The 23,241-nt window shown below is 41.9% G+C and carries 22 protein-coding genes and 1 other RNA gene; 5 read left to right on the plus strand and 18 right to left on the minus strand.

Translation table 11 applies throughout. The annotated features are described in order from the left end of the window. Positions 1-4: 4 nt before the first annotated feature. From preA to AAV98_RS08535, 6 genes are all read right to left on the minus strand, one after another. Positions 5-1,291 (minus strand): NAD-dependent dihydropyrimidine dehydrogenase subunit PreA, encoded by a 1,287-nt coding sequence (preA, locus tag AAV98_RS08515; protein WP_060665134.1) that lies wholly within the window; start codon positions 1,289-1,291, stop codon positions 5-7. 25 nt (positions 1,292-1,316) lie between these two features. Further along, the gene (locus AAV98_RS08520; RefSeq protein ID WP_060665180.1) at positions 1,317-2,675 is read right to left on the minus strand and encodes an NAD(P)-dependent oxidoreductase; all 1,359 of its coding nucleotides are present in this window, start codon (positions 2,673-2,675) and stop codon (positions 1,317-1,319) included. Between the two features lie 131 nt (positions 2,676-2,806). Continuing rightward, positions 2,807-3,697, minus strand: a complete 891-nt coding sequence (locus AAV98_RS08525) for a nitrilase-related carbon-nitrogen hydrolase (protein WP_060665135.1) — start codon at positions 3,695-3,697, stop codon at positions 2,807-2,809. Positions 3,698-3,898: 201 nt separating this feature from the next. Further along, positions 3,899-4,054 (minus strand): YrzQ family protein, encoded by a 156-nt coding sequence (locus AAV98_RS19930; RefSeq protein WP_082380834.1) that lies wholly within the window; start codon positions 4,052-4,054, stop codon positions 3,899-3,901. 22 nt (positions 4,055-4,076) lie between these two features. After that, positions 4,077-4,271: a hypothetical protein gene (locus AAV98_RS08530; protein ID WP_047969446.1), complete on the minus strand. Its 195-nt coding sequence runs from the start codon at positions 4,269-4,271 to the stop codon at positions 4,077-4,079. Positions 4,272-4,286: 15 nt separating this feature from the next. Then, a complete protein-coding gene (locus AAV98_RS08535) occupies positions 4,287-4,760 on the minus strand; it encodes a PRC-barrel domain-containing protein (protein ID WP_060665136.1) in 474 nt (157 codons plus the stop codon). Between the two features lie 187 nt (positions 4,761-4,947). Here AAV98_RS08535 and AAV98_RS08540 point away from each other — a divergent pair, with 187 nt between their 5' ends. Continuing rightward, entirely contained in the window at positions 4,948-5,517 is a 570-nt protein-coding gene (locus AAV98_RS08540; RefSeq protein WP_060665137.1) for a hypothetical protein, read from the plus strand. 67 nt (positions 5,518-5,584) lie between these two features. Here the strand turns inward: AAV98_RS08540 and recD2 are convergent, their stop codons facing one another. The 6 genes from recD2 to AAV98_RS08570 form a co-directional block, all read right to left on the minus strand. Then, positions 5,585-7,987, minus strand: coding sequence for an SF1B family DNA helicase RecD2 (gene recD2, locus AAV98_RS08545; RefSeq protein ID WP_060665138.1), 2,403 nt, complete (start codon positions 7,985-7,987; stop codon positions 5,585-5,587). Positions 7,988-8,005: 18 nt separating this feature from the next. After that, complete coding sequence (locus AAV98_RS08550; protein ID WP_060665139.1) at positions 8,006-8,662, minus strand: tetratricopeptide repeat protein; 657 nt, start codon at positions 8,660-8,662, stop codon at positions 8,006-8,008. Between the two features lie 86 nt (positions 8,663-8,748). After that, positions 8,749-9,864: a tRNA 2-thiouridine(34) synthase MnmA gene (gene mnmA, locus AAV98_RS08555; RefSeq protein WP_060665140.1), complete on the minus strand. Its 1,116-nt coding sequence runs from the start codon at positions 9,862-9,864 to the stop codon at positions 8,749-8,751. A 184-nt stretch (positions 9,865-10,048) separates the two neighbouring features. Continuing rightward, positions 10,049-11,197, minus strand: a complete 1,149-nt coding sequence (locus AAV98_RS08560) for a cysteine desulfurase family protein (protein WP_060665141.1) — start codon at positions 11,195-11,197, stop codon at positions 10,049-10,051. A 47-nt stretch (positions 11,198-11,244) separates the two neighbouring features. Further along, positions 11,245-11,661, minus strand: a complete 417-nt coding sequence (cymR, locus tag AAV98_RS08565) for a cysteine metabolism transcriptional regulator CymR (protein ID WP_047969452.1) — start codon at positions 11,659-11,661, stop codon at positions 11,245-11,247. A 32-nt stretch (positions 11,662-11,693) separates the two neighbouring features. After that, complete coding sequence (locus AAV98_RS08570) at positions 11,694-12,368, minus strand: YczE/YyaS/YitT family protein (RefSeq protein WP_060665142.1); 675 nt, start codon at positions 12,366-12,368, stop codon at positions 11,694-11,696. Between the two features lie 172 nt (positions 12,369-12,540). On the opposite strand from AAV98_RS08570, the gene AAV98_RS08575 reads away from it, so the two are divergent. Next, entirely contained in the window at positions 12,541-13,812 is a 1,272-nt protein-coding gene (locus tag AAV98_RS08575; protein ID WP_060665143.1) for a replication-associated recombination protein A, read from the plus strand. Positions 13,813-13,922: 110 nt separating this feature from the next. Beyond that, a complete protein-coding gene (locus AAV98_RS20820) occupies positions 13,923-14,624 on the plus strand; it encodes an RsfA family transcriptional regulator (protein ID WP_060665144.1) in 702 nt (233 codons plus the stop codon). Positions 14,625-14,673: 49 nt separating this feature from the next. Here the strand turns inward: AAV98_RS20820 and AAV98_RS08585 are convergent, their stop codons facing one another. Next, positions 14,674-15,441, minus strand: coding sequence for a tRNA threonylcarbamoyladenosine dehydratase (locus tag AAV98_RS08585; protein WP_060665145.1), 768 nt, complete (start codon positions 15,439-15,441; stop codon positions 14,674-14,676). A gap of 199 nt (positions 15,442-15,640) precedes the next feature. On the opposite strand from AAV98_RS08585, the gene AAV98_RS20565 reads away from it, so the two are divergent. Next, complete coding sequence (locus tag AAV98_RS20565) at positions 15,641-16,069, plus strand: sunset domain-containing protein (RefSeq protein ID WP_060665146.1); 429 nt, start codon at positions 15,641-15,643, stop codon at positions 16,067-16,069. A 503-nt stretch (positions 16,070-16,572) separates the two neighbouring features. Here the strand turns inward: AAV98_RS20565 and ssrS are convergent. The 4 genes from ssrS to AAV98_RS08610 all read right to left on the minus strand — a co-directional run bounded on the left by ssrS (position 16,573) and on the right by AAV98_RS08610 (position 20,603). Next, positions 16,573-16,763: non-coding RNA, 6S RNA (gene ssrS, locus AAV98_RS08595), on the minus strand. A 64-nt stretch (positions 16,764-16,827) separates the two neighbouring features. Next, complete coding sequence (aspS, locus tag AAV98_RS08600; protein ID WP_060665181.1) at positions 16,828-18,600, minus strand: aspartate--tRNA ligase; 1,773 nt, start codon at positions 18,598-18,600, stop codon at positions 16,828-16,830. 3 nt (positions 18,601-18,603) lie between these two features. Then, entirely contained in the window at positions 18,604-19,884 is a 1,281-nt protein-coding gene (gene hisS, locus AAV98_RS08605) for a histidine--tRNA ligase (protein ID WP_060665147.1), read from the minus strand. A gap of 542 nt (positions 19,885-20,426) precedes the next feature. Then, the gene (locus AAV98_RS08610) at positions 20,427-20,603 is read right to left on the minus strand and encodes a hypothetical protein (protein ID WP_060665182.1); all 177 of its coding nucleotides are present in this window, start codon (positions 20,601-20,603) and stop codon (positions 20,427-20,429) included. Positions 20,604-20,735: 132 nt separating this feature from the next. Here AAV98_RS08610 and AAV98_RS08615 point away from each other — a divergent pair, with 132 nt between their 5' ends. After that, positions 20,736-22,517: an SH3 domain-containing protein gene (locus tag AAV98_RS08615; protein ID WP_060665148.1), complete on the plus strand. Its 1,782-nt coding sequence runs from the start codon at positions 20,736-20,738 to the stop codon at positions 22,515-22,517. A 266-nt stretch (positions 22,518-22,783) separates the two neighbouring features. Here AAV98_RS08615 and dtd read toward each other — a convergent pair whose 3' ends face one another. Next, a complete protein-coding gene (gene dtd, locus AAV98_RS08620; RefSeq protein WP_060665149.1) occupies positions 22,784-23,224 on the minus strand; it encodes a D-aminoacyl-tRNA deacylase in 441 nt (146 codons plus the stop codon). Between the last annotated feature and the right edge of the window lie 17 nt (positions 23,225-23,241).

Here is a 23,241-nt window from a genome sequence, read left to right on the forward strand (position 1 = left end):
CCCCTTATTTAACCGTATCCACTTCACATTGCTTCAATAAACCAAGAGCTGACTGCCTGTCATTCCATGTCATCGGCGGCTGTTCATGCGGAAGCTCCACCATAGTGATAGCATCATCCACGGGACAGACTATAGAACATAGATTACATCCAACACAATCTTCTTCTCTTACCTGTAAGTATGGGTTTCCTGAAGAATCTTTCAGCATATCAATACACTGATGGGAAGTATCCTCACAGGCAATATGACATTTATTACAGTTGATACAGGTATCCTGATTGATTCTTGCTACAATTTTGTAGTTTAAATCAAGATTCCCCCAATCTGAATATTTCGGTACAGACTTCCCAACAAGGTCCATGACCCTCGCAATTCCTTTTTCATCTAAATAATTGTTCAATCCATCCAGCATGTCTTCTACAATTCGAAATCCATGATGCATTGCTGCAGTACAAATTTGAACACCTGTTGCACCCATTAACATGAACTCCACTGCATTTTGCCAGTTTGATACACCGCCCATACCGGAAATTGGCACATTTATTCTAGGATTTCGTGCACATTCTCCCACCATATTAAGGGCTATCGGTTTTACAGCAGGTCCGCAATATCCCCCATGGGCACCTTTCCCACCTACATGCGGTATCGTGTTCCAGCTATCAATATCCACACCAGCCAGGCTGTTGATCGTGTTAATCATACTGACAGCGTCCGCTCCTCCTCTGACTGCTGCTTCTGCCGTCACCGTGATGTCTGTGATATTTGGGGTCAATTTAACGATGACAGGAGTATTAGCCGCTTCTTTCGCCCAATACGTTTGCTTTTCCACAAGTTCAGGGACCTGCCCAGAAGCAGAACCCATTCCTCGTTCCGCCATTCCGTGCGGACAACCAAAGTTCAACTCTAGTCCATCCACACCAACCGCTTCCACTTTTTTCACAATTTCATGCCACTTTTCCTGTTTTGGTTCTACCATCAAAGAGGCAATGACGGCTCGATCTGGAAACCTCTTTTTTGTTTCTGCTATTTCCTTTAAGTTTACTTCCAATGGTCTGTCGGTAATGAGTTCAATATTGTTGAACCCGGCTACTCTCTGTCCATTAAAACTTACCGCTGCAAATCGAGACGACACATTGATGATTGGATCCCCAAGCGTTTTCCAAACAGCGCCTCCCCACCCTGCTTCAAAAGCACGCTGTACCTGATAACCAGAATTTGTTGGCGGTGCCGAAGCAAGCCAGAATGGATTAGGTGCTTTAATACCTGCCAAATTTATTGATAGATCTGCCAAATGCTTTCCCCCCTCTTTTACCTATTTAAGCCGTCTCCACCTTGTTTTTCACCAGTTTTTCATACAATGCATACGCCGTAAGCTTTCCTTGTTCCGCAGCAGTTACCACCATTGCCTCTCCTTGGCCCTTACCGAACACGACATCCCCGCAGGCAAATACTTTCGCATTGGATGTTTGATGTGTATGCTTATCAATCTTTACTACTCCACCATCGTGAATGAGACCAAATTCTTCAATGAGACTTGTATATCTTGTTTGACCTATCGCTTTAATTACTGCGTCTACTTGCAGTGTAAATTCGGAACCTTCCACTTTCACAGGCCTTCTTCTTCCGTCAGCATCTGGGGCACCAAGTTCCATCCTTATACATTCAATAGCCGTGACATCACCATTTTCGTTTCCGATAATTCTACTCGGTGCTGTAAGCCAGCGGAATTCTACACCATCCTGTTTTGCAAACTCATATTCAAAATCATAGGCAGTCATTTCTTCCTGGGTTCGTCGATATAATATTTTTACATTATCTGCGCCAAGCCTTACCGAACAGGTAGCACCATCAATGGCAGTATTACCTGCTCCAATGACCACGACATTTTTGCCTTTGAATTTATCTGTAATGCTATTGGTCTTTGTTTCTTTTACAAAGTCAATGGCATCAAATACTCCAGTCAAATTCTCCCCGTCAATTCCTAGCATCGGAACACTGGCCATGCCAATCGCCAAAATAACACCGTCATAGTGAGTCAGAATTTCTTTTACTGAAATGTCCACTCCCACTCTTGTATTAGTACGTATCTCCACATCCAAGCTTTTAACCTGTTCAACCTCCCAATAGGAAACACTCTTAGGTAAACGAAAGGAGACTATCCCATACGTATTCAGTCCGCCCGCTTCTTGCTCTGCTTCAAAAACAGTGACTTGGAACCCAAGTAGAGCCAATTCGCGAGCTGCAGAAAGCCCAGCTGGTCCACCACCCACAATCGCTACTTTTTTTCCATTGTATTTTCCTTTTTGGAAAAGAATTTGCTCGTTTTTGATGGCCCAATCTGTAGCATAACGCTGAAGATCACCAATGATAATCGGTTTGGTATGGTGATTCAGAACGCATGCCCCTTCACAAAGCTCCTCAGTCGGACAAACCCGCGAGCAGCTCGCTCCGACAGGGTTGGCACTCATAATTGTTTTAGCTGACCCTTTTAAATTACCGGAAGCAATTTTTTTTATAAAAGAAGGGATATCAATACTTGTCGGGCACGCTACAATACATGGTGCATCGTAGCAATATAAACAACGGTTGGCCTCTTCTACTGCTTCCCTGTCTGTTAAACCCGGTTTTGCTTCCATAAAGTTAACCGTTAAATTTTCTACATCAATTCGTTTCATGGCCCCTTTCACATACCCACTCCCCTTTATCCATTTCTCGCAAGAAAAAAAGGTAATCCATATCGACGGATGTGCCCAATATAAATACTGGTATCAGGTTCACAAACTGCGAATGAATTACCTCTTGTCCATTACGGCAAAAGTGCGGTCATTTCTTCATATGTCTCCGGTCGTCTGTCACGGTAAAATTGCCACACATCTCTCACTTCACGGATTAATTTTTTATTCATTTCACCAATAATGACTTCATCTTTGTCTCTGCTACCAATGGATACAAACGAACCTCGTGGATCAACTAAATAAGACTGTCCATAGAATTCGCCCATTTTCCAAGGGCCTTCCACCCCTACCCTGTTGATAGCACCAACATAATAGCCATTAGCCACTGCATGAGCAGGTTGTTCAAGTTTCCACAAATATTCTGATAAACCAGCCACAGTAGCGGAAGGATTAAAAACAATCTCCGCACCTTTCAAACCAAGCAGCCTTGCTCCTTCAGGAAAATGTCGGTCATAGCATATGTACACACCTACTTTGGCATATGCTGTATCAAAAATCGGATAACCAAGGTTACCAGGTTTAAAATAGAATTTCTCCCAGAAACCGTGCCCTTGATCTCCTACCCCAACTTGAGGAATATGTTGTTTCCGATATTTTCCCAGATATTTGCCGTCCGCATCAATAACAGCTGCAGTATTGTAGTACGTCGCAATTCCTTCTCTTTCATAAATGGGAAGTACAATGACAACCCCAAGTTCTTTAGCTAGGTCTTGGAACAGTTTGGTTGTGGGACCATTTGGAATTTCTTCGGCAGCCTCGTACCACTTGGCATTTTGTTCACTGCAAAAGTATGGACCGTAGAAGATTTCCTGAAGGCAGATAATTTGGGCACCTTTTGCTTTCGCTTCCCTTACAAGTTTAATGTGCTTTTCAATGGCTGCTTTTTTATGTAATTCAACAGCCTCTGAACCATCCACATCATTGGAAGCTTGAATCAAACCTATCATCACTTTGTCGGACATATATGAACCTCCTTTTGATGATTGCATGCAAAAAATAAATTATTAGAATAATTAGAACTTTATGTATATTCTACTGTCTTTAGGCTTCTATTTCACTATACATAATGTTAAATGATACAAGGGTAGGACTGTCCACAATGTAAAACGGAAATTAACTGTTTACATGAAAAAACCCGCTCCTGTTAAAGGAACGGGCTCATTTTAAGAAAACAATCGCTTGGCTTGCTTTCTCATCTTCTTCATATTGCGTTTGGAAGTCATATCTCCCAAAAAATTTTGCACATTATTATTTCGGCTTAGTCGAGTGGCAGCGGCTCCAAGGCCAATCATTAACAAGGATGTCATAGCTCTGTTCATGCGACTCACTCCCAAGTTTTAGTTACATACTAATTTGTCGATCGTCTTCATGAAATAAATCATCCAAAGAACTTAACGTCCCGTCCTCTTCCACCTGATGAGTATGGACCATTCCTTTGGATACGGACAGCTCAATAAAACAACCCCAACAATAATACTGATTCACACCGATTTTACCGATATCTTTACTTTTGCAATTAGGACAACAAAGGACCATCATTGACACCTCGCGTTAAGATAGTACAGAAACGACGACGGTATCTTTTCCAATGATAAGATCAGAAGGATTCTTTACAATTTTCTTTCCTTCCGACAAATCTGCAAAAAAACCGTCCGTTACCTCATATCCTACGATTGTGCCCGTTTCCTCTTCGAAATATACATCATCCAACAGCCCAAGCTTATCACCTTCTCCGGTTATAAAGGATTTCCCTTTTATACCGTGAAAATGATGATAATACACTTGTCCATCTTTTCTGGTTATCGGGGTAAGAGCATGGTCTCCCACCATGATCCCTTCATCACCAAAGGAGTGAATGTATGAAAAGGGTAGAAACTTCGCCCGGTGGAATATCCCTTTTCCATCGATGATCAGCCCTTTGATGCGTCCTGGTTCTTCAATGCAAAGATCCTTTACTCGGCCAACCTTATTACCAGATGCCATATCGTAAATTAGCATCCCAATTACTCGAGAAAATGTTCTCAAAGAATCCACCTCTTTTCGAACATTACTAGCTTTTGTTTGATTGGTTCTCCTAATACCGCGAAAGGTTTTCCATTTTGAAAATAGGTGTTTACATGCAAAAACAGGCCAGGTTTCTCCACCTTTGACCAAGCAGTATTTCGCAAATCGAATAGTATGTATAGAATTCGTTGGAGGGAGGTGAACATCAATGCCAAAACATTATTATTATATGAGTGAACACAAAATGACTATGGAAGAAAACGCTGCAGAATACGATTATAAACATGATAAAAAAGATCAGTGTAAGAAACATGACAAAAAAGACCGCAAGAAAGATCGTTCTAAATTAGTGGAATTTGCTTATGAAATATCAAACCCCATCGTAACATCGATACCTTTAACCTTCCCGCTAAGCACGCAGCCACAAGTCGTTGCTACAGCGACTCTAAAAGATGTTGAAAAAGGGAACGTAGTATGGCTAAATGGCCTTTACCATGTTAACAACAACTCACCGGAATTTGCAGATCTCTATACAAGAATTTATCGTGGTACCATCTCACCTGGAAACCTAATTTATCAAAGCATTGTAGAAATTGATGCAGAAGGAAACGACGATGCAACAGAATCTGTTACTCAGTTTGTGGATGTAATTCCTGCTGATGCACAGAATGTGACTTATTTTCTAACTGCTCAAAAAGGTCCGTTTTCTGAAGACCTGAATGTATTTGCATACGGCCCTATTACCTTCACTGCTACAGAAATCAAACAAGAAGACTAACTCTAAGTAAACTCCAAAGAAGCTTGCCCATAGGTGGACAAGCTTCATCCATTTACATTTTTTCGGACTAATCTTCATCCATAAAATCATATGGACTGACATTTTCCATGCCAATGTTGGCATCTCTCCAAAACGGAATCTCTTGTAGAACGGGATCTATGACGTCGTTGTCTGGTAAAACATCGGACTGTTTTATTTGTAGCCTTTCTTTTAAGGATGTTTGCCTTGCCATTTCATCCGCACGTTGCACGCCAAGCTTTAATGCTTCTTCTTCTCCACACAGAATTAAAAAGCGCTTAGCACGTGTGACAGCTGTATAGAGTAAATTCCGTCGTAACATCCTATAATAGCTTTTCACTATAGGCAATACAACAATTGGGAATTCACTTCCTTGGGACTTATGTATAGAACAGCAATAGGCATGAGTTATCTGTCCGAGATCTTGTTTGGTGTAAGTTACTTCATTTCCATCAAAGGAGACAATGACCATGTCTTGTTTTTCCGTATTTTCTTTTGCATAAAAGATGGAAACCACTTCTCCGATGTCTCCGTTGAAAACATTACTTTCTGGTTGATTGACAAGTTGCAGTACTTTATCACCCGTTCGGTACACTACATTCCCAAAACTCAATTCTCGCCGTTGGTCACTTTTGGGATTAAAAAGTTCCTGAAGCATTTCATTTAGTTTATCTATACCGGCAGTTCCTCTATACATAGGAGCAAGCACCTGTATATCACGCGCCGTATAGCCCTTGCTTTGCGCGTTTGCACATACTTTTTTTACAACGTCTAATAATTGCGACTGTCCACATTTTATAAAGGATCGGTCCTTCTGACCAGATGAAATGTCTGCTGGCACTACACCGGCTTTCATGTCGTGGGCCAACTCAATGATCGATGAACCATCTGCCTGTCTGTAAATGTCAGTCAGCTGCACGGTAGGGATTACTTTAGATGCTAGTAAATCCTTTAACACTTGTCCGGGACCAACGGAAGGAAGTTGATCTTCATCTCCCACCAATACGACCTGTATATCCTCAGGTAGTGATTTAAACAGTTGATTGGCAAGCCATATATCCACCATTGACACTTCATCCACAATGAGTAGCTTTCCTGATATGGGGTTTTCTTCGTCATGTTGAAACCCTTCAGAGCCATTCCAACCGAGTAACCTGTGAATAGTCAAAGAAGGAAGCCCAGTCGCTTCGCTCATTCGTTTGGCAGCACGGCCTGTTGGGGCGACAAGCATAATCGGAAAAGGATCATCTTTGCTGTAATCATTAGGTTCCAAGGAACAACCATGAAGGTCTGCGTACAATTCTACGATTCCTTTGATAACGGTCGTTTTACCTGTCCCTGGTCCACCCGTTAAAAGAAGCATGGGCGTCATTAATGCTTGCTGTATGGCTTCTTTTTGCGAAGGAGCATACTGAACCTTCAGTCTGTCTTCTAACTCCCCTAAAGCAAGTAAGAACTCTGACTCGGGAAATTGGTCAGCATATTGCGTCTGCTCCATTACCCTTTTAATATTCGTAACCACCCCTTGCTCTGAAAAATAGAGACTAGGTAAATAAACCTTTCCTTCTTCCGCTTTAAGTTTTCCTTCTTCTGTTAGTTGCATAATTTCCCGAGAAATGTCAGACTCTGCGACTAGGCCATGCTGCTTTTCGTTTAAAAGTCTGACGACCGCTTCCGTAAGCTGGTCTTCATGCACGTAACAATGACCTTCTTGCATGGAATGTTGTTCGAGCATATACAAGCAGCCGGCCCTGATGCGATCTGGATGATTTCCAGATATACCGAAGTGATTTCCGAGTTCATCTGCTCTGGCAAAACCAATACCCTCTACAGTTTCCACAAGCTCGTACGGGTTTTTCTGCAGCGTTTCAATCGTTTGATCCTTATAGGCCTGATAAATCTTCATCGACAATTGCGGGCCAAAACCAAACTGTGACAGGGCAATCATGACCTGTTCTAACCCTTGATGCTCCATCAACGTATCATACAGCAGTTTCGCTTTATCACCGGCAAGCTTTGGAATAGAATCAAGGACAGAAGGATTCTCCAGTATTTTGGAAATGGCATTTTCTCCAAGCCCATCTGCAATCTTCTCCGCCGTCTTTCTACCAATTCCTGAAAACAAATCACTTGAAAGATACTGGACAATACCGTGTCTTGTTTGTGGAATGTCTTTACGAAAGTGCTCCACATGAAACTGAAGACCAAACCGAGGATGTTCCTTCATCTGTCCGAAAAATATGTATGTCTCGTCTTCATGAATGCGAGGGAAATAACCAGTAACGACCGCTTCTTTTTCTTCATAGGCAACATTCGTCTCCGTCACTCTGATCCGCACTACAGAATACATATTAGATTCATTATGGAAGATAGTGACGAGATGCGATCCTTTAATAAACTTTTCATGTTCCTCGAATAAATCGAGAGAGGATTGTTGCTTTTGGTCCTTCATGGGATTTCCCTCCGTTCCCTAGTTTTCTTCTGTCAGAATTTTTTTCGCATGTGCAGCCAGCATGTGATCTGCCTGTACGTCCAATGCTTTATCCAGATTCTTCAACGCTTTTTCCCTGTTTTCTTGGTAAGCATAAGCAACACCCAAGTTGTAATAAGCATCCGCGTGCATTGGATCTAATTCTACTACCTTTTTGAACTCCATTGTCGCTTCTTTAATCAGACCTTGTCCTGCTAAGCAAAGTCCATATTGAAATCTTGCCTCTGCATCTTCAGGTTTTAGTTCCGCTGAACGCTGAAAATATGGCAGCGCAAGCTTTGGCTGTTCAAATTGCAATAAGGTCATCCCTAACATAAAGAAGATATCACTGTCATTAACTCCTTTTTTCATCGCTAGTTCAAACTGGTCTTTTGCTTCATTCCATTTTTCAAGCTGATAATAGACATTTCCAAGCCCATAATGAGCAGTTCCGATTCCATCGTCTTTTTCCAGCGCACGTTCAAAAAACTTCATCGCTTTCTCAAGTTCACCAACCGCACTTAAAACATTTCCAAAATTCACATAGGCTACCGCATTATCCGGATTTTCTTCAATCTCTTTTGAAAAAGCTGAAAGTGCCTCCTCGTATTTTCCTTCTTGAAGGTATTGAATACCTAATGCATTATTATCTTTCATATGTAATACACCTCATCCATTTAATCAGTCTTTTTAGTATATCATAGAGAAAACCTCCATTCCTTATGGAATCGAGGTTTTCACTTTTATCCTACATACCAAAGTTTTTCGTTGTTTTTGAACACATGATCAATCGTTCCCCCACCAAGACATTCGTCACCATTATAAAAGACAACTGCTTGTCCAGGAGTAATCGCTCGAATCGGTTCATCAAAGATAACCCTCACTTTATTATCTTCCAAGTGCTGAATCGTCACTTTGTTATCTGCTTGACGATATCGGAATTTAGCTGTGCATTTTGTACCATCGGCTGGTGGATTATCAGACACCCAACTGATATCTGTTGCAGTGATAGAATCGGAGTATAACAATTCGTTATGGAAGCTTTGCCCTACATAAAGGACATTCTTTTCCAAATCTTTTCCGATAACAAACCATGGGTCACCGCTACCGCCAATCCCGAGTCCTTGACGCTGTCCGATTGTATAATACATCAATCCGTCATGCTTTCCTTTGACTTCTCCATCCATGGTCAACATGTTGCCTGGTTGCGCAGGAAGGTATCCGCTCAGGAATTCTTTAAAATTGCGTTCCCCAATAAAGCAGATTCCCGTGCTGTCCTTTTTCGTAGCAGTTGCAAGGCCTGCACGTTTAGCAATTTCTCGAACTTCTGATTTTTCGATATTCCCAATCGGGAACATTACTTTAGATAATTGATCTTGGCCCAATTGATTCAAGAAATAGGTTTGGTCTTTGTTGTCATCAAGCCCGCGTAGCATTTTGTATTCACCATCGCGAAATTCCACTTGCGCATAGTGACCTGTAGCTAAATAATCAGCACCTAGGTCCAATGCATGCTCAAGGAAAGCCTTGAACTTGATTTCTTTGTTACACATTACGTCAGGATTTGGTGTACGTCCTGCTTTGTATTCATCTAAGAAATATTGGAACACTTTGTCCCAGTATTGTTTTTCGAAATTTACCGCGTAATAAGGGATACCGATTTGGTTGCAGACGCGAATGACATCATTGTAGTCTTCTGTTGCAGTGCAAACTCCGAATTCATCGGTGTCGTCCCAGTTTTTCATGAAAATACCGATTACATCGTAGCCTTGTTCTTTTAAGAGAAGGGCAGCTACGGATGAATCTACTCCACCAGACATTCCTATTACTACACGGGTATCTTTTGGTGCTTTTGTCATCTTGATCACCCCGTATTTAATTATAAAATTTGTATAACTCTGTTGCTTTACGTTTCAGGAGTTCGCTTTCCGCGGGGCGGTGCTTGAGCCTCCTCACTTCGTTGCGGGGTCTCAAGCTACCGCTTCCCCCCGCTGGAGTCTCACTCCTTACACTCCAAGCAACAGGTGAATATAATGGACTATTTTATTTATTTCGTGTTAGCCTTTTTACTACTTTGGCTGTTTCTTTGGCAGCGTGTGTGATGTCTTCGATTGTGTTTCCTAGTCCGAAGCTGAAGCGGATTGAGGAAGCAATTTTGTCTGAGTCTTTTCCGAACATGGCTACTAGGACATGGGAAGGATCGATGGAACCTGCTGTACATGCGGATCCGCTTGACACTGCAATACCTGCCAAATCCATGTTAACCAATAAGGACTCTACATTGGTCCCTGGAAAATATACATTCATCACATGCGGTAATGTTTCTTCTGAACCGCTGTTAACTTCGTAAGACACATCTTCTTCGCGCCAAACTTGTAGCATTGTTTCTTTAAAGCTGTTATACAATGCTACTTTTTCTTTTGCTTGCTCCATACTTATTTCAATCGCTGTTTTCAATCCGACAATCCCAGCTACATTTTCGGTGCCTGCACGTCGTTTGCGTTCTTGTTCGCCGCCATAGGTCAGGTTGGAGAATGTTGTCCCAGACCTTGCATATAAGAAGCCAACTCCTTTAGGACCGTTAATTTTATGGGAGGAAATGGAAAGAAAATCAATGCTTTGTTCTTCCACATGGATAGGAAGAAGCCCGAAAGCCTGTACAGCATCTGTATGAAAATAAGCTTGATGTGCCTTCAACAGATCGCCAATTTCGTTAATAGGCTGAACCGAGCCTACCTCATTATTCCCATACATGATGGTGACAAGAATGGTTTGATCGGTAAGTGCAGCTTTTAAATCAGCTAATGTAATCTGTCCGTGTTGATCGACAGGCAAATACGTTATTTCAAATCCTTCTTTTTCTAATTGTTCACATGTATGAAGAACCGCATGGTGTTCAATTTTCGTTGTAATGATATGATTACCACGCGTTCTGTTTGCTCGAGCAACTCCTATTATGGCTAAGTTGTCCGCTTCTGTTCCGCCACTTGTAAAAATGATTTCTGTCTCTCTCGCTCCGATGGAAGTGGCTGCAACGTGTCTTGCTTCATCAACAAGGTGCCTTGTTTTTCTTCCAAATGCATGGATACTAGAAGGATTTCCGAAATCCTCTCTCATGACAGGAAGCATACTATCGAGGACAGCTGGGTGCATGGGTGAAGTTGCCGCATGGTCTAAATAAATCTGTTTCAATGAGGACGCCTCCTTTCTTACTAGTTAATGTTTCCTTGTTCCACTTCTTAAATGTAGAACATGTATGCTTCTTGATCTCCGCCTTCATAATTGGCCAAATCATCAAGTGTTGTACTATCCAATACGTCTTTAACCGCATCACGGATCCGAATCCATAACTCTCGTTTGGCTGGTTCTTCGTCGTCAATTACTTCAACCGGGCTAATTGGGCCTTCGAGAACGCGAATGATATCCCCAGCCGTAATTTTCGTTGGTTCATCTGCTAAAATATAACCACCATAAGCCCCTCTTATACTCTTTACTAGTCCAGCATTACGAAGAGGTGCGATTAATTGCTCTAAATAATGCTCCGATAGGTCGTGCGTTTGGGCAATCGTTTTTAACGAAAGTGGACCTTCTCCTACATTTTTTGCGAGTTCAATCATTATCGTTAATCCGTAACGTCCTTTGGTTGAAATTTTCATCTCCGAACACCTCTACTCTTTCTATTCAATTTCTATATTTGAAAAGTTACCTCTTTATCTTTTTTATGTTGAATTTTATCAAGTAATGAGTCCGTTGCCCTTTGACAGGCAGGCAGCGTCAGGCCGACGATGCTCCCGATAGTAAGACTGAATAGTATGGTACCGATAAAGACAGGTCCACCTAACAGCCAACCTAAACATAATACTACTAATTCCATTCCTAATCTAATATATTGCACTTTCCAACCTGTCACTTCCGTCAAGGCTATCATTAGGCTATCTCTTGGCCCTGCACCGCAACGGGAGGAAATATAGACACCAATTCCAACTCCGATGATTACTACACCTAACAAGAGCATGGTAAGCTTCCCGATAAACAGGTCTGGTGTGTGCAATTGTGGGATCATCATATACAAATCAATGAAGATACCAACCATCAGCATATTCAAGAAAGCTCCTAATGGAGGCAGCTTTTTCGTAATCATAGTAGAAATCATCAAAATAAAAAAACCCACAATAATGGACCAGGTACCAATCGTGAGCCCGATTTGATAGAAAAGTCCAATGTGAAAGACATCCCATGGCGCACTGCCCAAGTCAGCACGTATCATTAAAACAATTCCAAAGGCCATAATGAACAGTCCGACAAAATAGATGGCCCATTTTGCCAAAAACAACCTTCTGACTATACTCCGCTCTCCTTGCATGCAGCCTCTACCCTTCTGTCTTTACTCGTTTCTGTCTCTTTTTAAAATCTATCCTATTATAGCATAATTTCAAAGGTTTTACATTTTGTCTGTTTTGTTTTAATGCATGATGCTAATTATGGTACAGTGGGGATAGGACACTAGATGTCATTGCACGCAGGAAGGTGTTTAAATGAACAATAAACCACTGGCCTTTCGGATGAGGCCACGCACCATAGATGAAATGGTAGGTCAAGAGCATCTTGTAGGAGAAGGGAAAATCATTCAAAGAATGGTAAAAGCAAAACATCTCTCCTCTATGATTCTTTACGGACCACCTGGGATAGGAAAAACGTCCATCGCCACAGCCATTGCCGGCAGTACACAATATGCATTCCGGACATTAAATGCGGTGGTACATAATAAGAAAGACATGGAAATAGTGGCAGAAGAAGCGAAGATGTCAGGCAAGGTCATCCTTATCTTAGATGAAGTACACCGACTTGATAAGGCAAAACAAGACTTCCTGTTGCCTCACCTTGAAAATGGACGAATTGTCTTAATTGGGGCAACCACGAGCAACCCCTATCATGCCATTAATCCTGCCATTAGAAGCAGATGCCAAATTTTCGAGCTCCATCCTTTGTCTGTAGCGGAAATCAAACAAGTCATCACGCAGGCGTTGAAAGACGATGAACGAGGTTTAGGTGACTATCAAGTAGAACTGCATGACGGAGCATTGGAGCATTTTGCGAATGGTTGCGGGGGAGATGTTCGCTCTGCGTTAAATGCATTGGAGCTAGCCGTACTTTCTACTACTCCAAATGATGATAGAAAAATACTGATTGGGGTTGAAACAGCTGAAGAATGCCTGCAAAAGAAAAGCTTCTATCATGACAAAGACGGGGATGGGCATTATGACGTTTTATCTGCGTTTCAAAAGTCCATTCGCGGCAGTGATGTGGATGCAGCTCTTCATTATTTAGGCCGTTTGATTGAAGCTGGCGACCTGGTTAGCATAGGAAGAAGGCTGCTTGTCATTGCTTATGAGGATATTAGTCTTGCGAATCCACAAGCAGGTGCACGAACTCTCTCTGCTATAGAAGCGGCAGAAAGACTTGGATTTCCAGAAGCAAGGATCCCTTTGGCAAATGCGGTTATTGAACTTTGCCTCTCTCCCAAGTCAAACTCCGCCTATAAAGCCCTGGATGAAGCCTTGACTGACATCAGAAAAGGATTAGTAGGCGAAGTTCCTGCCCATCTGAAGGACGCACATTATAAAGGTGCAGCCGCATTAGGCAGAGGGGTTGAATATAAATATCCACATGACTACCCTAGCGGATGGGTTGCTCAGCAATACTTACCAGACAAACTGAAACATAAATCCTATTATAAACCTAAAGACACGAGCAAATTCGAAACTGCCCTTGGTCAAATATATGAAAAAACGAAGAAGAAAAGATAAGGGGGACGCGTTTCCCCCTTATTTTTTATGTTAATCTAGTAAACTTTGTATATTCTTCGTCTTTTCTGGAAAAGATGGTAGAAAACGACCGTTTTAAGGAGTGGATTTGAATGAAAGTAAGACAAGATGCATGGTCCCATGAAGATGATTTATTGCTTGCTGAGACTGTTTTACGATACATAAGAGATGGTGGTACACAACTTGCAGCTTTTGAAGAAGTAGGGGATGCCTTAAATAGAACATCGGCAGCATGTGGATTCAGATGGAATGCAGAAGTCAGAAAAAAATATGAACCTGCTGTAGCTATAGCAAAGAAACAACGAAAAGAGAAAAAGCGTGCGCAAGAAAAGCTAGCAAAACAACAACAAAAAAGCGAATCTGTTACAGAAAAGAAAGCTAGCAATCAACCAATAGAAATGGAATGGCTCCCTGCACCAAAATTAGATGCTAATGAAAAGGTTAGCCTGCCATTTGAATACGAAATGGAAGAAGATGAAGAATACGCACCGCTTCCAGTGCGAAAAGAAAAAGCAACTGTAGCGGCACCTCCTTCCATTACTCTTGAGGAATGTATTCACTTTTTGCAACATTTCCATCAACACCAGAATTCCGATTATCGGTTGCAGTTGGAAAGTGACAGGCTTCAAAAAGAGAATCAATTACTCAAACAGAAAAACCAATCCCTTGAAAAGCAGCTTAAGAATTTAGAAGAACAACAAGTTGCGATAAACGAAGACTATGAAATGCTTGTCCAGATCATGGACCGGGCAAGAAGATTGACCGGCAACAGTGTGCAAGATGAAGTGATGTGAAACTGAAAACAAGGCCTCGTCATGAGTTGACGAGGCCTTGTTCTTTTTATTATTGTTTTCCACCGACACGTTGAATTTTTACATCTTTCAATATGTCATTGATTACGTACCCGCCAAGGATAAGTCCCGCTACAGAAGGAACAAATGCATTGGAGGAAGGTGGCATTTTTGCTTTGCGAATTTCTGCATTATCATTTCCTACCGTTTTACGAACATCCTCACGAATGACAATTGGGCTTTCATCTGAAAATACTACTTTGATTCCACGGTGTATACCTTCTTTACGAAGGCGTGTGCGGATGACTTTTGCAATTGGATCTGTATGCGTTTTAGAGATATCCGCCATTTTAAAGCGTGTTGGATCCATTTTGTTTGCCGCTCCCATACTGGAGACCATTGGAATCTTGCGTTTTAAACACTCTTTCATTAGATGAATTTTATAAGAAATTGTATCTGACGCATCAATCACATAATCCAAGCCGTAGCTGAAAAACTCCTCGTACGTTTCTTCGGTGTAAAACATTTTCAATGCAATTACTTCACAGTCAGGATTGATATCTTGAATACGTGCTTTCATTAGGTCCGCTTTTGGTTGACCCACCGTGGACATAAGTGCATGAATCTGACGGTTTACATTGGTAATATCCACATCATCTTTATCTACCAAAATTAGGCGGCCGACGCCAGAACGTGCTAACGCTTCTGCTGAGAAAGAACCTACCCCGCCTATTCCTAAAACTGCAACCGTGCTATTTTTAAGGGTTTCTAAACCTTCTTTTCCTATTGCTAATTCGTTACGTGAAAATTGGTGTAACACTGCATATCAACTCCATTTATCGCTTGTTTCATTTTTATCATCTTTTAAAGATTGTACCCGAAATCGAATATAACATACTTTGCGTGAAAAGCAAGTAGTCGGATAGGAATTTTTCTTTTTTACGAATTGGGTTTCAATACCTTATAATGAAGGGAATAGTAACTGAATATTATTTTTTATTGAAAGAGGGGAGTTTGTATTGAAGAATCTTTTAAAGGCCTTATCTTACTTCTTAGTTATTGGCAGTGGTTTAGTAACAATCTTTCGCTTAAACAAAACGAATAAACAGTTAATGGCAAGGGAAACAACATCTTTTCAAGTAAAGCAAACATTGGAAGCGATTGCTGCTACATTGGAGAAAACACAAGAAAGTGAGCGCAGTACTTCAGCAGAAGCCAAACAAAGCTCGTTGGATTCTGTTGAAAATGAAGATCTGACTTCAAAAGATGAGTTGAAACGAGAAGTAAAGGAAGAGGCTCCCCCATTAATAAAAGCAAACAAGAATGCTCGTGGTGAATACATTTATCACGTTCCAGGCGGCGTTTTCTATGACCGCACGACTCCAGTCGAATGGTTTCATACAGAAGAAGAGGCGCAGGCAAAGGGGTACAGAAAGTCGGCGAGATAAAAGTTAAATGTGGTACAACCTTCATTTGGAGTGAGGGTTGTTTTTTTTGTTCGTTTTGGAAATTTAAGACAATGATGATGAGGTTACTCCTTATCAGGGAGTCATACGATACCTATTGGGACAATGTTGACGGGATTTCATCGTCTCGGGGAGTCATAAGATACCTATGAGGACAATGTTGATGGGTTCCCACCTTCTCAGGGAGTCATACGATACCTATGAGGACAATGTTCACGGGATTTCATCGTCTCGGGGAGTCATACATCACCTATGAGGACAATGTTGACGGGGTTCCTCCTTATCAGGGAGTCATACGATACGTATGAGGACAATGTTGACGGGTTGCCACCTTATCAGGGAGTCATACAACACCTATGAGGACAATGTTGACGGGCCCCCACCTTATCAGGGAGTCATACGGCAATTAACTCTTCATTATAATAGACACAAAAAAACCGGCATCCCGCAATAAAGCGAAATACCGGTTTTTGATCCGTATGTAGGCAAGTCCCAATCGTGCCGTCGTCGATGCCTTCGTTTTGATCCCCGCTCACAGCAGGTGGGTGCTCTGTTTCATGCGTGTAGTAAGTCCTCAACAAGGAAGGCATTTACGCAGCGACGAAAACTCTGAGCTCCCGTATAATCTATTGTTCGGTCAAAACAATAGGTTATACGACGAACACATCAGGACTTGCGACTTCTTGAAGTAATATTAACACACACGGTATTGATTTTCAACTTCTACCGTATAGGAAAATCTACTCTTTTTTATCAGCTAGCGATAAATGTAACTCGTCTAATTGCGCACCGGCAACTGGACTTGGCGCTTCTGTTAGGATGCAGCTTGCACTTGCCGTTTTAGGGAATGCAATTGTATCACGAAGGTTTGTTCTTCCTGCCAACAGCATCACCAATCGGTCTAATCCAAGCGCGATCCCACCATGTGGAGGAGTTCCATACTCAAATGCTTCTAGAAGGAAACCAAACTGCTCTGTTGCCTCTTCTTTACTGAAACCAAGAACTTCAAACATTTTTTCTTGGATATCACGTTCGTAAATACGTAAAGATCCTCCGCCTAGCTCATATCCGTTCAAAACTAAATCGTAGGCTTGAGCACGAACTTCCGCTGGGTTTGTTGCAAGCATTGGAAGATCTTCACGAACTGGCATCGTGAATGGATGGTGAGCAGCAAAGTAGCGGCCTGCTTCCTCATCGTACTCTAGTAACGGCCAGTCCGTTACCCATAAGAAGTTAAATTTGCTTTCGTCTATCAGACCAAGCTCTTTTCCAAGCTTCAAGCGAAGAGCGCCTAATGCATCCGCAACAACAGATTTTTTATCTGCTACAAATAGGATCAAGTCCCCTTCTGCGGCGTCTAGAGATTGGCTGAATCCTTGTTGTTCTTCTTCATTGAAGAATTTTGAAATCGGTCCCTTCAAGCCTTCTGCTTCTACTTTTAACCATGCCAGACCCTTAGCCCCGTAAACAGCAACAAATTCAGTTAAGGCATCAATGTCCTTACGGGAATATTTGCTTGCTGCACCTTTTACATTAATTGCTTTTACTTGACCTCCATTATTAACAGCTGCGCTGAACACTTTGAATCCACAGTCAACAACTTGCTCGGACAGGTCAACAAGTTCCATTTCAAAACGAGTATCAGGCTTGTCAGATCCATACCTGTTCATGGCTTCCTGATACGTAATACGAGGGAATTTTTCTGGAACTTCCACACTCTTCGTATTTTGCATTACCATTCTCATCATATCTTCCATCATGCCGATAATTTCTTCTTGTGATAAGAAGGAAGTCTCAATGTCGACCTGTGTGAATTCGGGCTGTCTGTCAGCACGAAGGTCCTCGTCACGGAAGCAACGGGCGATCTGATAATAGCGTTCCACGCCGGAAACCATTAATAGTTGTTTAAAGATTTGCGGAGACTGAGGCAACGCGTAGAACTCACCTGGGTGTACTCGGCTTGGTACCAGGTAGTCACGAGCTCCTTCTGGCGTACTTTTCGTTAAAATAGGCGTTTCTACTTCCATGAATTGCTGCTCGTTCAAGAATTCACGTATGGAACGCGTTACATCATGACGCATTTTCAACGTGTCAAACATAACAGGGCGGCGAAGATCCAGGTAACGATATTTCAGGCGGATGTCTTCGTTCACTTCGGTCTTGTTATCCAATACGAATGGTGGTGTTTTCGCGGCATTCAAGACTTCCATTGCTTCTGCATGCACTTCGATAGCACCTGTTTTTAAGTTAGGGTTCACTGTTGCTTCGTCACGTGCAACCACTTTTCCTTTAATATATAAAACGTACTCGTTACGTACACTTTCAGCAGTTTTCAAAGCTTCAGCGGAAACGTCTGGATTGAAAACGATCTGCACAAGTCCTGTACGGTCACGTAAGTCTAAGAAAATAAGACCCCCAAGGTCACGGCGCTTTTGTACCCAACCTTTTAATTCAATTGTTTCACCGATGGATGTTTGTGGTACTTCGCCACAGTTATATGTTCTACCTTGCATCATTTATCTCTCCCCACTTTTCTTTGCTGATAGGTATGCTACCGCTTCTGCAAAAGCAACTTCCTGTTGTTCGCCTGTTTCCATTTCTTTGATAGAGACAACGCCTTTTTCTAACTCATCATCACCAAATACGATGGTATATTTTGCTTGCAGGCGGTCCGCCGATTTGAATTGTGCCTTTAACTTTTTATCTTGATAGTCTTTTTCTGCTACAACCCCTGCTTTTCTTAAATCAAAAAGCAACTTTACTGCAGTGTCTTTTGCTTTGTCTCCAAGTGCGACCACATAGCAATCAATGGAATCTTCAAATGGAAACTTCACATTTTCTGCTTCCATAGCAGATATTAAGCGCTCAATGCTTAATGCAAATCCTATACCAGGTGTTTCTGGTCCACCAATTTCTTGAACGAGCCCGTTGTAGCGTCCTCCACCACATAAGGTTGTGATGGCACCGAAACCTTCTGATGTGCTCATGATTTCAAATGCTGTGTGGTAATAGTAATCAAGTCCTCGTACCAAGTTTGGGTCGATTTCATATTGAATGCCAAGAGCAGAAAGATAAGCTACCACTTTATCAAAATAGGCTTTGGACTCTTCATTCAAATAATCAAGAATAGATGGTGCTGTTGCCATTAATTCATGATCTCGGTCTTTCTTGCAATCAAGGATTCTGAGAGGATTTTTCTCGAGACGTCCTTGGCAATCACCACAGAACTCGTTGATTCTTGGTTGGAAGTGATTGATCAACGCATCTCTGTGAGCCTGACGACTTTCCTTATCACCTAAGCTGTTGATCACAACTTTTAAGTTTTTAAGACCTAAACTTTTATATAATTCCACTGCTAGAGCAATTACTTCTGCATCAATGGATGGGTCATTGCTTCCAAGCGCTTCGACACCGAACTGAACAAATTGACGGAAACGCCCTGCCTGTGGACGTTCATAACGGAACATCTGGCCAATATAATAAAGTTTTGTCGGTTGCGTAGGTGAACCGAACATTTTGTTGTTTATATAAGAACGCGCCACTGCAGCTGTTCCTTCTGGACGAAGCGTAAGACTTCTGCCACCTCGGTCTTCAAAAGTGTAAACCTCTTTCTGAACTACATCCGTCGTATCCCCAACACCTCTTAAAAACAACTCCGTGCTCTCAAAAATCGGCGTCCTAATCTCCTTATAATTATATAACTCACAAATCTCCTTCGCCTTCGCCTCAATATACTGCCACTTCTCCACCGTACCAGGTAAAATATCCTGTGTACCACGCGGTATCTGAATCGCCATTTACGGTTCCTCCTTATAAAGGGGTCAGACCCCTCTTTCGTTATTTAAAGTGGTAAAGAGGGGTCTGACCCTCTCTACGTTAATTCGTTACAACAATAAAGCGTTTTACATATAAAAAACTCCCGTCCCTTGTTTAGATTCTAAACAAGGGACGGGAGTTGTATGTCCCGTGGTGCCACCCTAATTGAAGTAGTTTGAAGGCTTAGCATGTTATGGAGATGCTGTGTGCCTATGGTTTACTTCCACTCAAGCAGTTAACGCCTGCAACGTCCATCTCCTAATAGAGCACTATCATGGTCTGCTGCTTTAGTTTTGCAGCAAACACCTGTTTTCATGCTTTTTCAGAGCGGATCCTACGGAGTGTTCATTCATTAGGTCATCAAGGGGAAATGCTTTCAGCCCAGGGCATCTCTTCTCTTTCCAAGTGTTTCCCAACTACTGTTCTCCATCATCGGTATCTAGTATTTTAGTCCATTAACGCGACTAGTTGTTATGTAAGATACTTGCTAGTATATATACTTTCAAATCAAATTGTCAAGGCTTTATTGAATTCGGTTCAATTGTTTTTTTAATGACTTAACATCGCGCATCGTAATACCGAACTCTGATGCGAGTTCCACGTATGTAGAATCTTTCTCTTTTTCAATGAAATCATGAAAACTCACCCCAAAAACATCTCTACTTCCATATGCACGATTATGTTTTTCACTAAATTTCATCTTTTTACGCTCCTTTTTTGCTACACTAGTATCTATCCTGTCCCTTTTTTGGCTGTTTCTTTCAAAAATAGCAGGAATTTTTTTCACTTTTGTAGAAAAAGACGTTTGAACTATAAATGAGGAGGACAAAATTTGGGTCACAAAGTACATATTTTTCTTATTGCACTTTTATTATTTTCTACCATCTTTTCGTTTTTGGACCCTTCCGATGTACAAGCAAACAGGACGGTCGTAGTTGCGACCGATGTATTGAACGTGAGGGAAACACCGGATGCAAATAGTACCATCATTTCCAAAGTCCAACGTGGTGAATCCTACCCTGTTGTAGAGAGCCAAGGGGAATGGCTGAAGATTCAAATCACTTCATCCAAAACTGGGTGGGTGGCATCCTTTCTTGTAACAGAAAGCAGTGAGGGCGCTCGCTCTACTGCATCAAGATCAAGCGATGAGGCCAATGTACAAGTTCTGACCGATGACCTTCGAGTCCGATCAGGTCCTGGTACAAATTTCTCTGTAGTCGGTTTCCTGCATGCAAATGCGACAGCCGTGCAATATCTTGAGGAAAATGAAAACTGGGTAAAAGTACATTCAGACGGAGTAGAAGGTTGGGTAGCAAAAGAATTTGTAACCATTCTTGCTAAAAAGAAGAAAGAACAGGCTGAAACTCCAGAAGAAACAGAACAAACGGAAGAAACGGGAGGCCAAAGTGCCACAATCACAACAGACGGGTTGAACATTAGGAGTGAACCTACGACCCAAAGCAAAGTGCTTGGCACATTATCAAGTGGTCATCAGGTAGAGGTAATTGCCATTCGTGGAGATTGGCTGAATATCTCATTCAACGGGACGGTAGGCTGGATACATAGTGATTACGCAAACATCATAAAATCCCCTTTAGACACACAAAATTCAGGTTCTCCAAAAGTGGAAGCAACCATTAAAGTTGCCGGCCTTAATGTAAGAAGTGAGCCCACTCTTAACGGTAAAGTGTTAGAGCAACTTCCAGAAGGTACAATTGTTATGATCATCAGTGAGAGAAATAATTGGTGTGAAATAGAATATGACAACGGGAAGACAGGATGGATTGCTGGTTGGTTTCTTGAAAAAAGCGGTGTTTCATCCCCGCCCTCATCTACAAGCAGCGACGGAACCATTGTAATCGTTGATGACGCTACCAATATTAGAAGTGCGCCTTCCACTGACTCCAAAGTGATATTGCGAGCAGACGAAGGAGAAGAATTCTCTATAGTAGGATTGGAAGATAACTGGTATAAAATAAAGCTGCAAGACGGTTCGGAAGGCTATGTCGCTGGCTGGATTGTGGCAACCAAAGGAAACGCGACCAGCGTAAAAAGAGCTGGTGCTGAACAATATTTATCCAATAAGGTAATAGTCATCGATCCTGGTCATGGGGGACGAGATGTGGGAGCAATAGGTGTGCAAGGTACGTATGAGAAGGACCTGACACTTCGAACTTCTCTTCTTTTACAAGACAAACTCAAAGCTGCAGGCGCCACAGTGTATATGACTAGAATGTCCGATACATCGGTCCCTTTGCATTCTAGACCACAAATGGCGAACTATCATGGCGCAGATGTCTTTTTGAGCCTCCATTATGATAGTATTGATGATTCAAGCGTTACTGGAACCACTACGTACTATTATGCCCCTTCTGATCAGGATCTTGCGGATAGTGTACATTCCTCTCTTGTATCATTTACAAATTTACGAGACAGAGAGACACGACAAGAAAACTATTTGGTATTGAGGGAAAGCATGCAACCTTCCCTACTTTTAGAACTTGGGTATATCAGTAACCGAGGAGAGGAAATAACTGTCCTTTCCGGTGATTTCCAAGAACGTGCATCCACTGCTATTTATCAGGGGTTGGCTCAGTATTTTAGAGGGAATTGACTAGTTATAAGTATATAATGTAAGAGGACCTCTAGAGTCAGAGGTCCTCTTTTTTGTTACTGTGACTTTTTGATGGACTATTGTAACTTTTATGTAGGTTATTGTGACTTTTACAGCTGCTATTATAACTTTTTTATCGCTTATTGTGACTTTTACAGCAGTTATTGTGATAATGGTACAATTTGACTAACAACTTTCCCATATTTCCACAAAAAAAAGCCGGCCACACACCTCCATAGATAGGCATGTACCCAGGCTTCGAACTATTATTTACTTTCCACTATAAACGTAACAGGTCCGTCATTGACAAAATCTACGTCCATCATGGCGCCGAACCTACCTGTCTCCACCGTCACACCTTTGCCACGCAATTCCTCGTTAAACGCTTCATAAATGGTTTCTGCATGATCAGGCTTTGCAGCGTCCATAAAATTAGGACGTCTCCCCTTCCGGCAGTCCCCATATAAGGTGAATTGAGAAACGGAGAGAATTTCCCCTTTCACATCAAGTAAGGAAAGGTTCATTTTGTCCTGTTCATCTTCAAAAATACGGAGGTTGGCCACTTTTTCCGCAACGTAGGCCGCATCTTCGTTAGTATCCTCATGTGTGACACCAACGAGTAGCATTAATCCTCGATCAATTTTCCCCACTACGTCGCCATCCACACGTACTTCCGCTCTTTTTGCTCTCTGTAAAACAACCCTCATACTAACAATACCTCGCT

This window comes from Bacillus sp. CHD6a (assembly GCF_001293645.1).
In the GTDB taxonomy this organism is placed as follows: Bacteria; Bacillota; Bacilli; order Bacillales; family Bacillaceae_I; genus Sutcliffiella_A.

Excerpts from the sequence above, each read along its gene's own strand:
- dtd (WP_060665149.1), bottom strand. The coding sequence starts at position 23,224 with ATGAGGGTTGTTTTACAGAGAGCAAAAAGAGCGGAAGTACGTGTGGAT.
- AAV98_RS08575 (WP_060665143.1), top strand. The coding sequence starts at position 12,541 with ATGAACAATAAACCACTGGCCTTTCGGATGAGGCCACGCACCATAGAT.
- recD2 (WP_060665138.1), bottom strand. The coding sequence starts at position 7,987 with ATGAAGGACCAAAAGCAACAATCCTCTCTCGATTTATTCGAGGAACAT.
- AAV98_RS08520 (WP_060665180.1), bottom strand. The coding sequence starts at position 2,675 with ATGAAACGAATTGATGTAGAAAATTTAACGGTTAACTTTATGGAAGCA.
- AAV98_RS08570 (WP_060665142.1), bottom strand. The coding sequence starts at position 12,368 with ATGCAAGGAGAGCGGAGTATAGTCAGAAGGTTGTTTTTGGCAAAATGG.
- AAV98_RS08525 (WP_060665135.1), bottom strand. The coding sequence starts at position 3,697 with ATGTCCGACAAAGTGATGATAGGTTTGATTCAAGCTTCCAATGATGTG.
- AAV98_RS20820 (WP_060665144.1), top strand. The coding sequence starts at position 13,923 with ATGAAAGTAAGACAAGATGCATGGTCCCATGAAGATGATTTATTGCTT.
- AAV98_RS08550 (WP_060665139.1), bottom strand. The coding sequence starts at position 8,662 with ATGAAAGATAATAATGCATTAGGTATTCAATACCTTCAAGAAGGAAAA.
- AAV98_RS08610 (WP_060665182.1), bottom strand. The coding sequence starts at position 20,603 with ATGAAATTTAGTGAAAAACATAATCGTGCATATGGAAGTAGAGATGTT.
- mnmA (WP_060665140.1), bottom strand. The coding sequence starts at position 9,864 with ATGACAAAAGCACCAAAAGATACCCGTGTAGTAATAGGAATGTCTGGT.
- AAV98_RS08540 (WP_060665137.1), top strand. The coding sequence starts at position 4,948 with ATGCCAAAACATTATTATTATATGAGTGAACACAAAATGACTATGGAA.
- AAV98_RS08530 (WP_047969446.1), bottom strand. The coding sequence starts at position 4,271 with ATGGTCCTTTGTTGTCCTAATTGCAAAAGTAAAGATATCGGTAAAATC.
- AAV98_RS19930 (WP_082380834.1), bottom strand. The coding sequence starts at position 4,054 with ATGAACAGAGCTATGACATCCTTGTTAATGATTGGCCTTGGAGCCGCT.
- aspS (WP_060665181.1), bottom strand. The coding sequence starts at position 18,600 with ATGCAAGGTAGAACATATAACTGTGGCGAAGTACCACAAACATCCATC.
- cymR (WP_047969452.1), bottom strand. The coding sequence starts at position 11,661 with ATGAAAATTTCAACCAAAGGACGTTACGGATTAACGATAATGATTGAA.
- hisS (WP_060665147.1), bottom strand. The coding sequence starts at position 19,884 with ATGGCGATTCAGATACCGCGTGGTACACAGGATATTTTACCTGGTACG.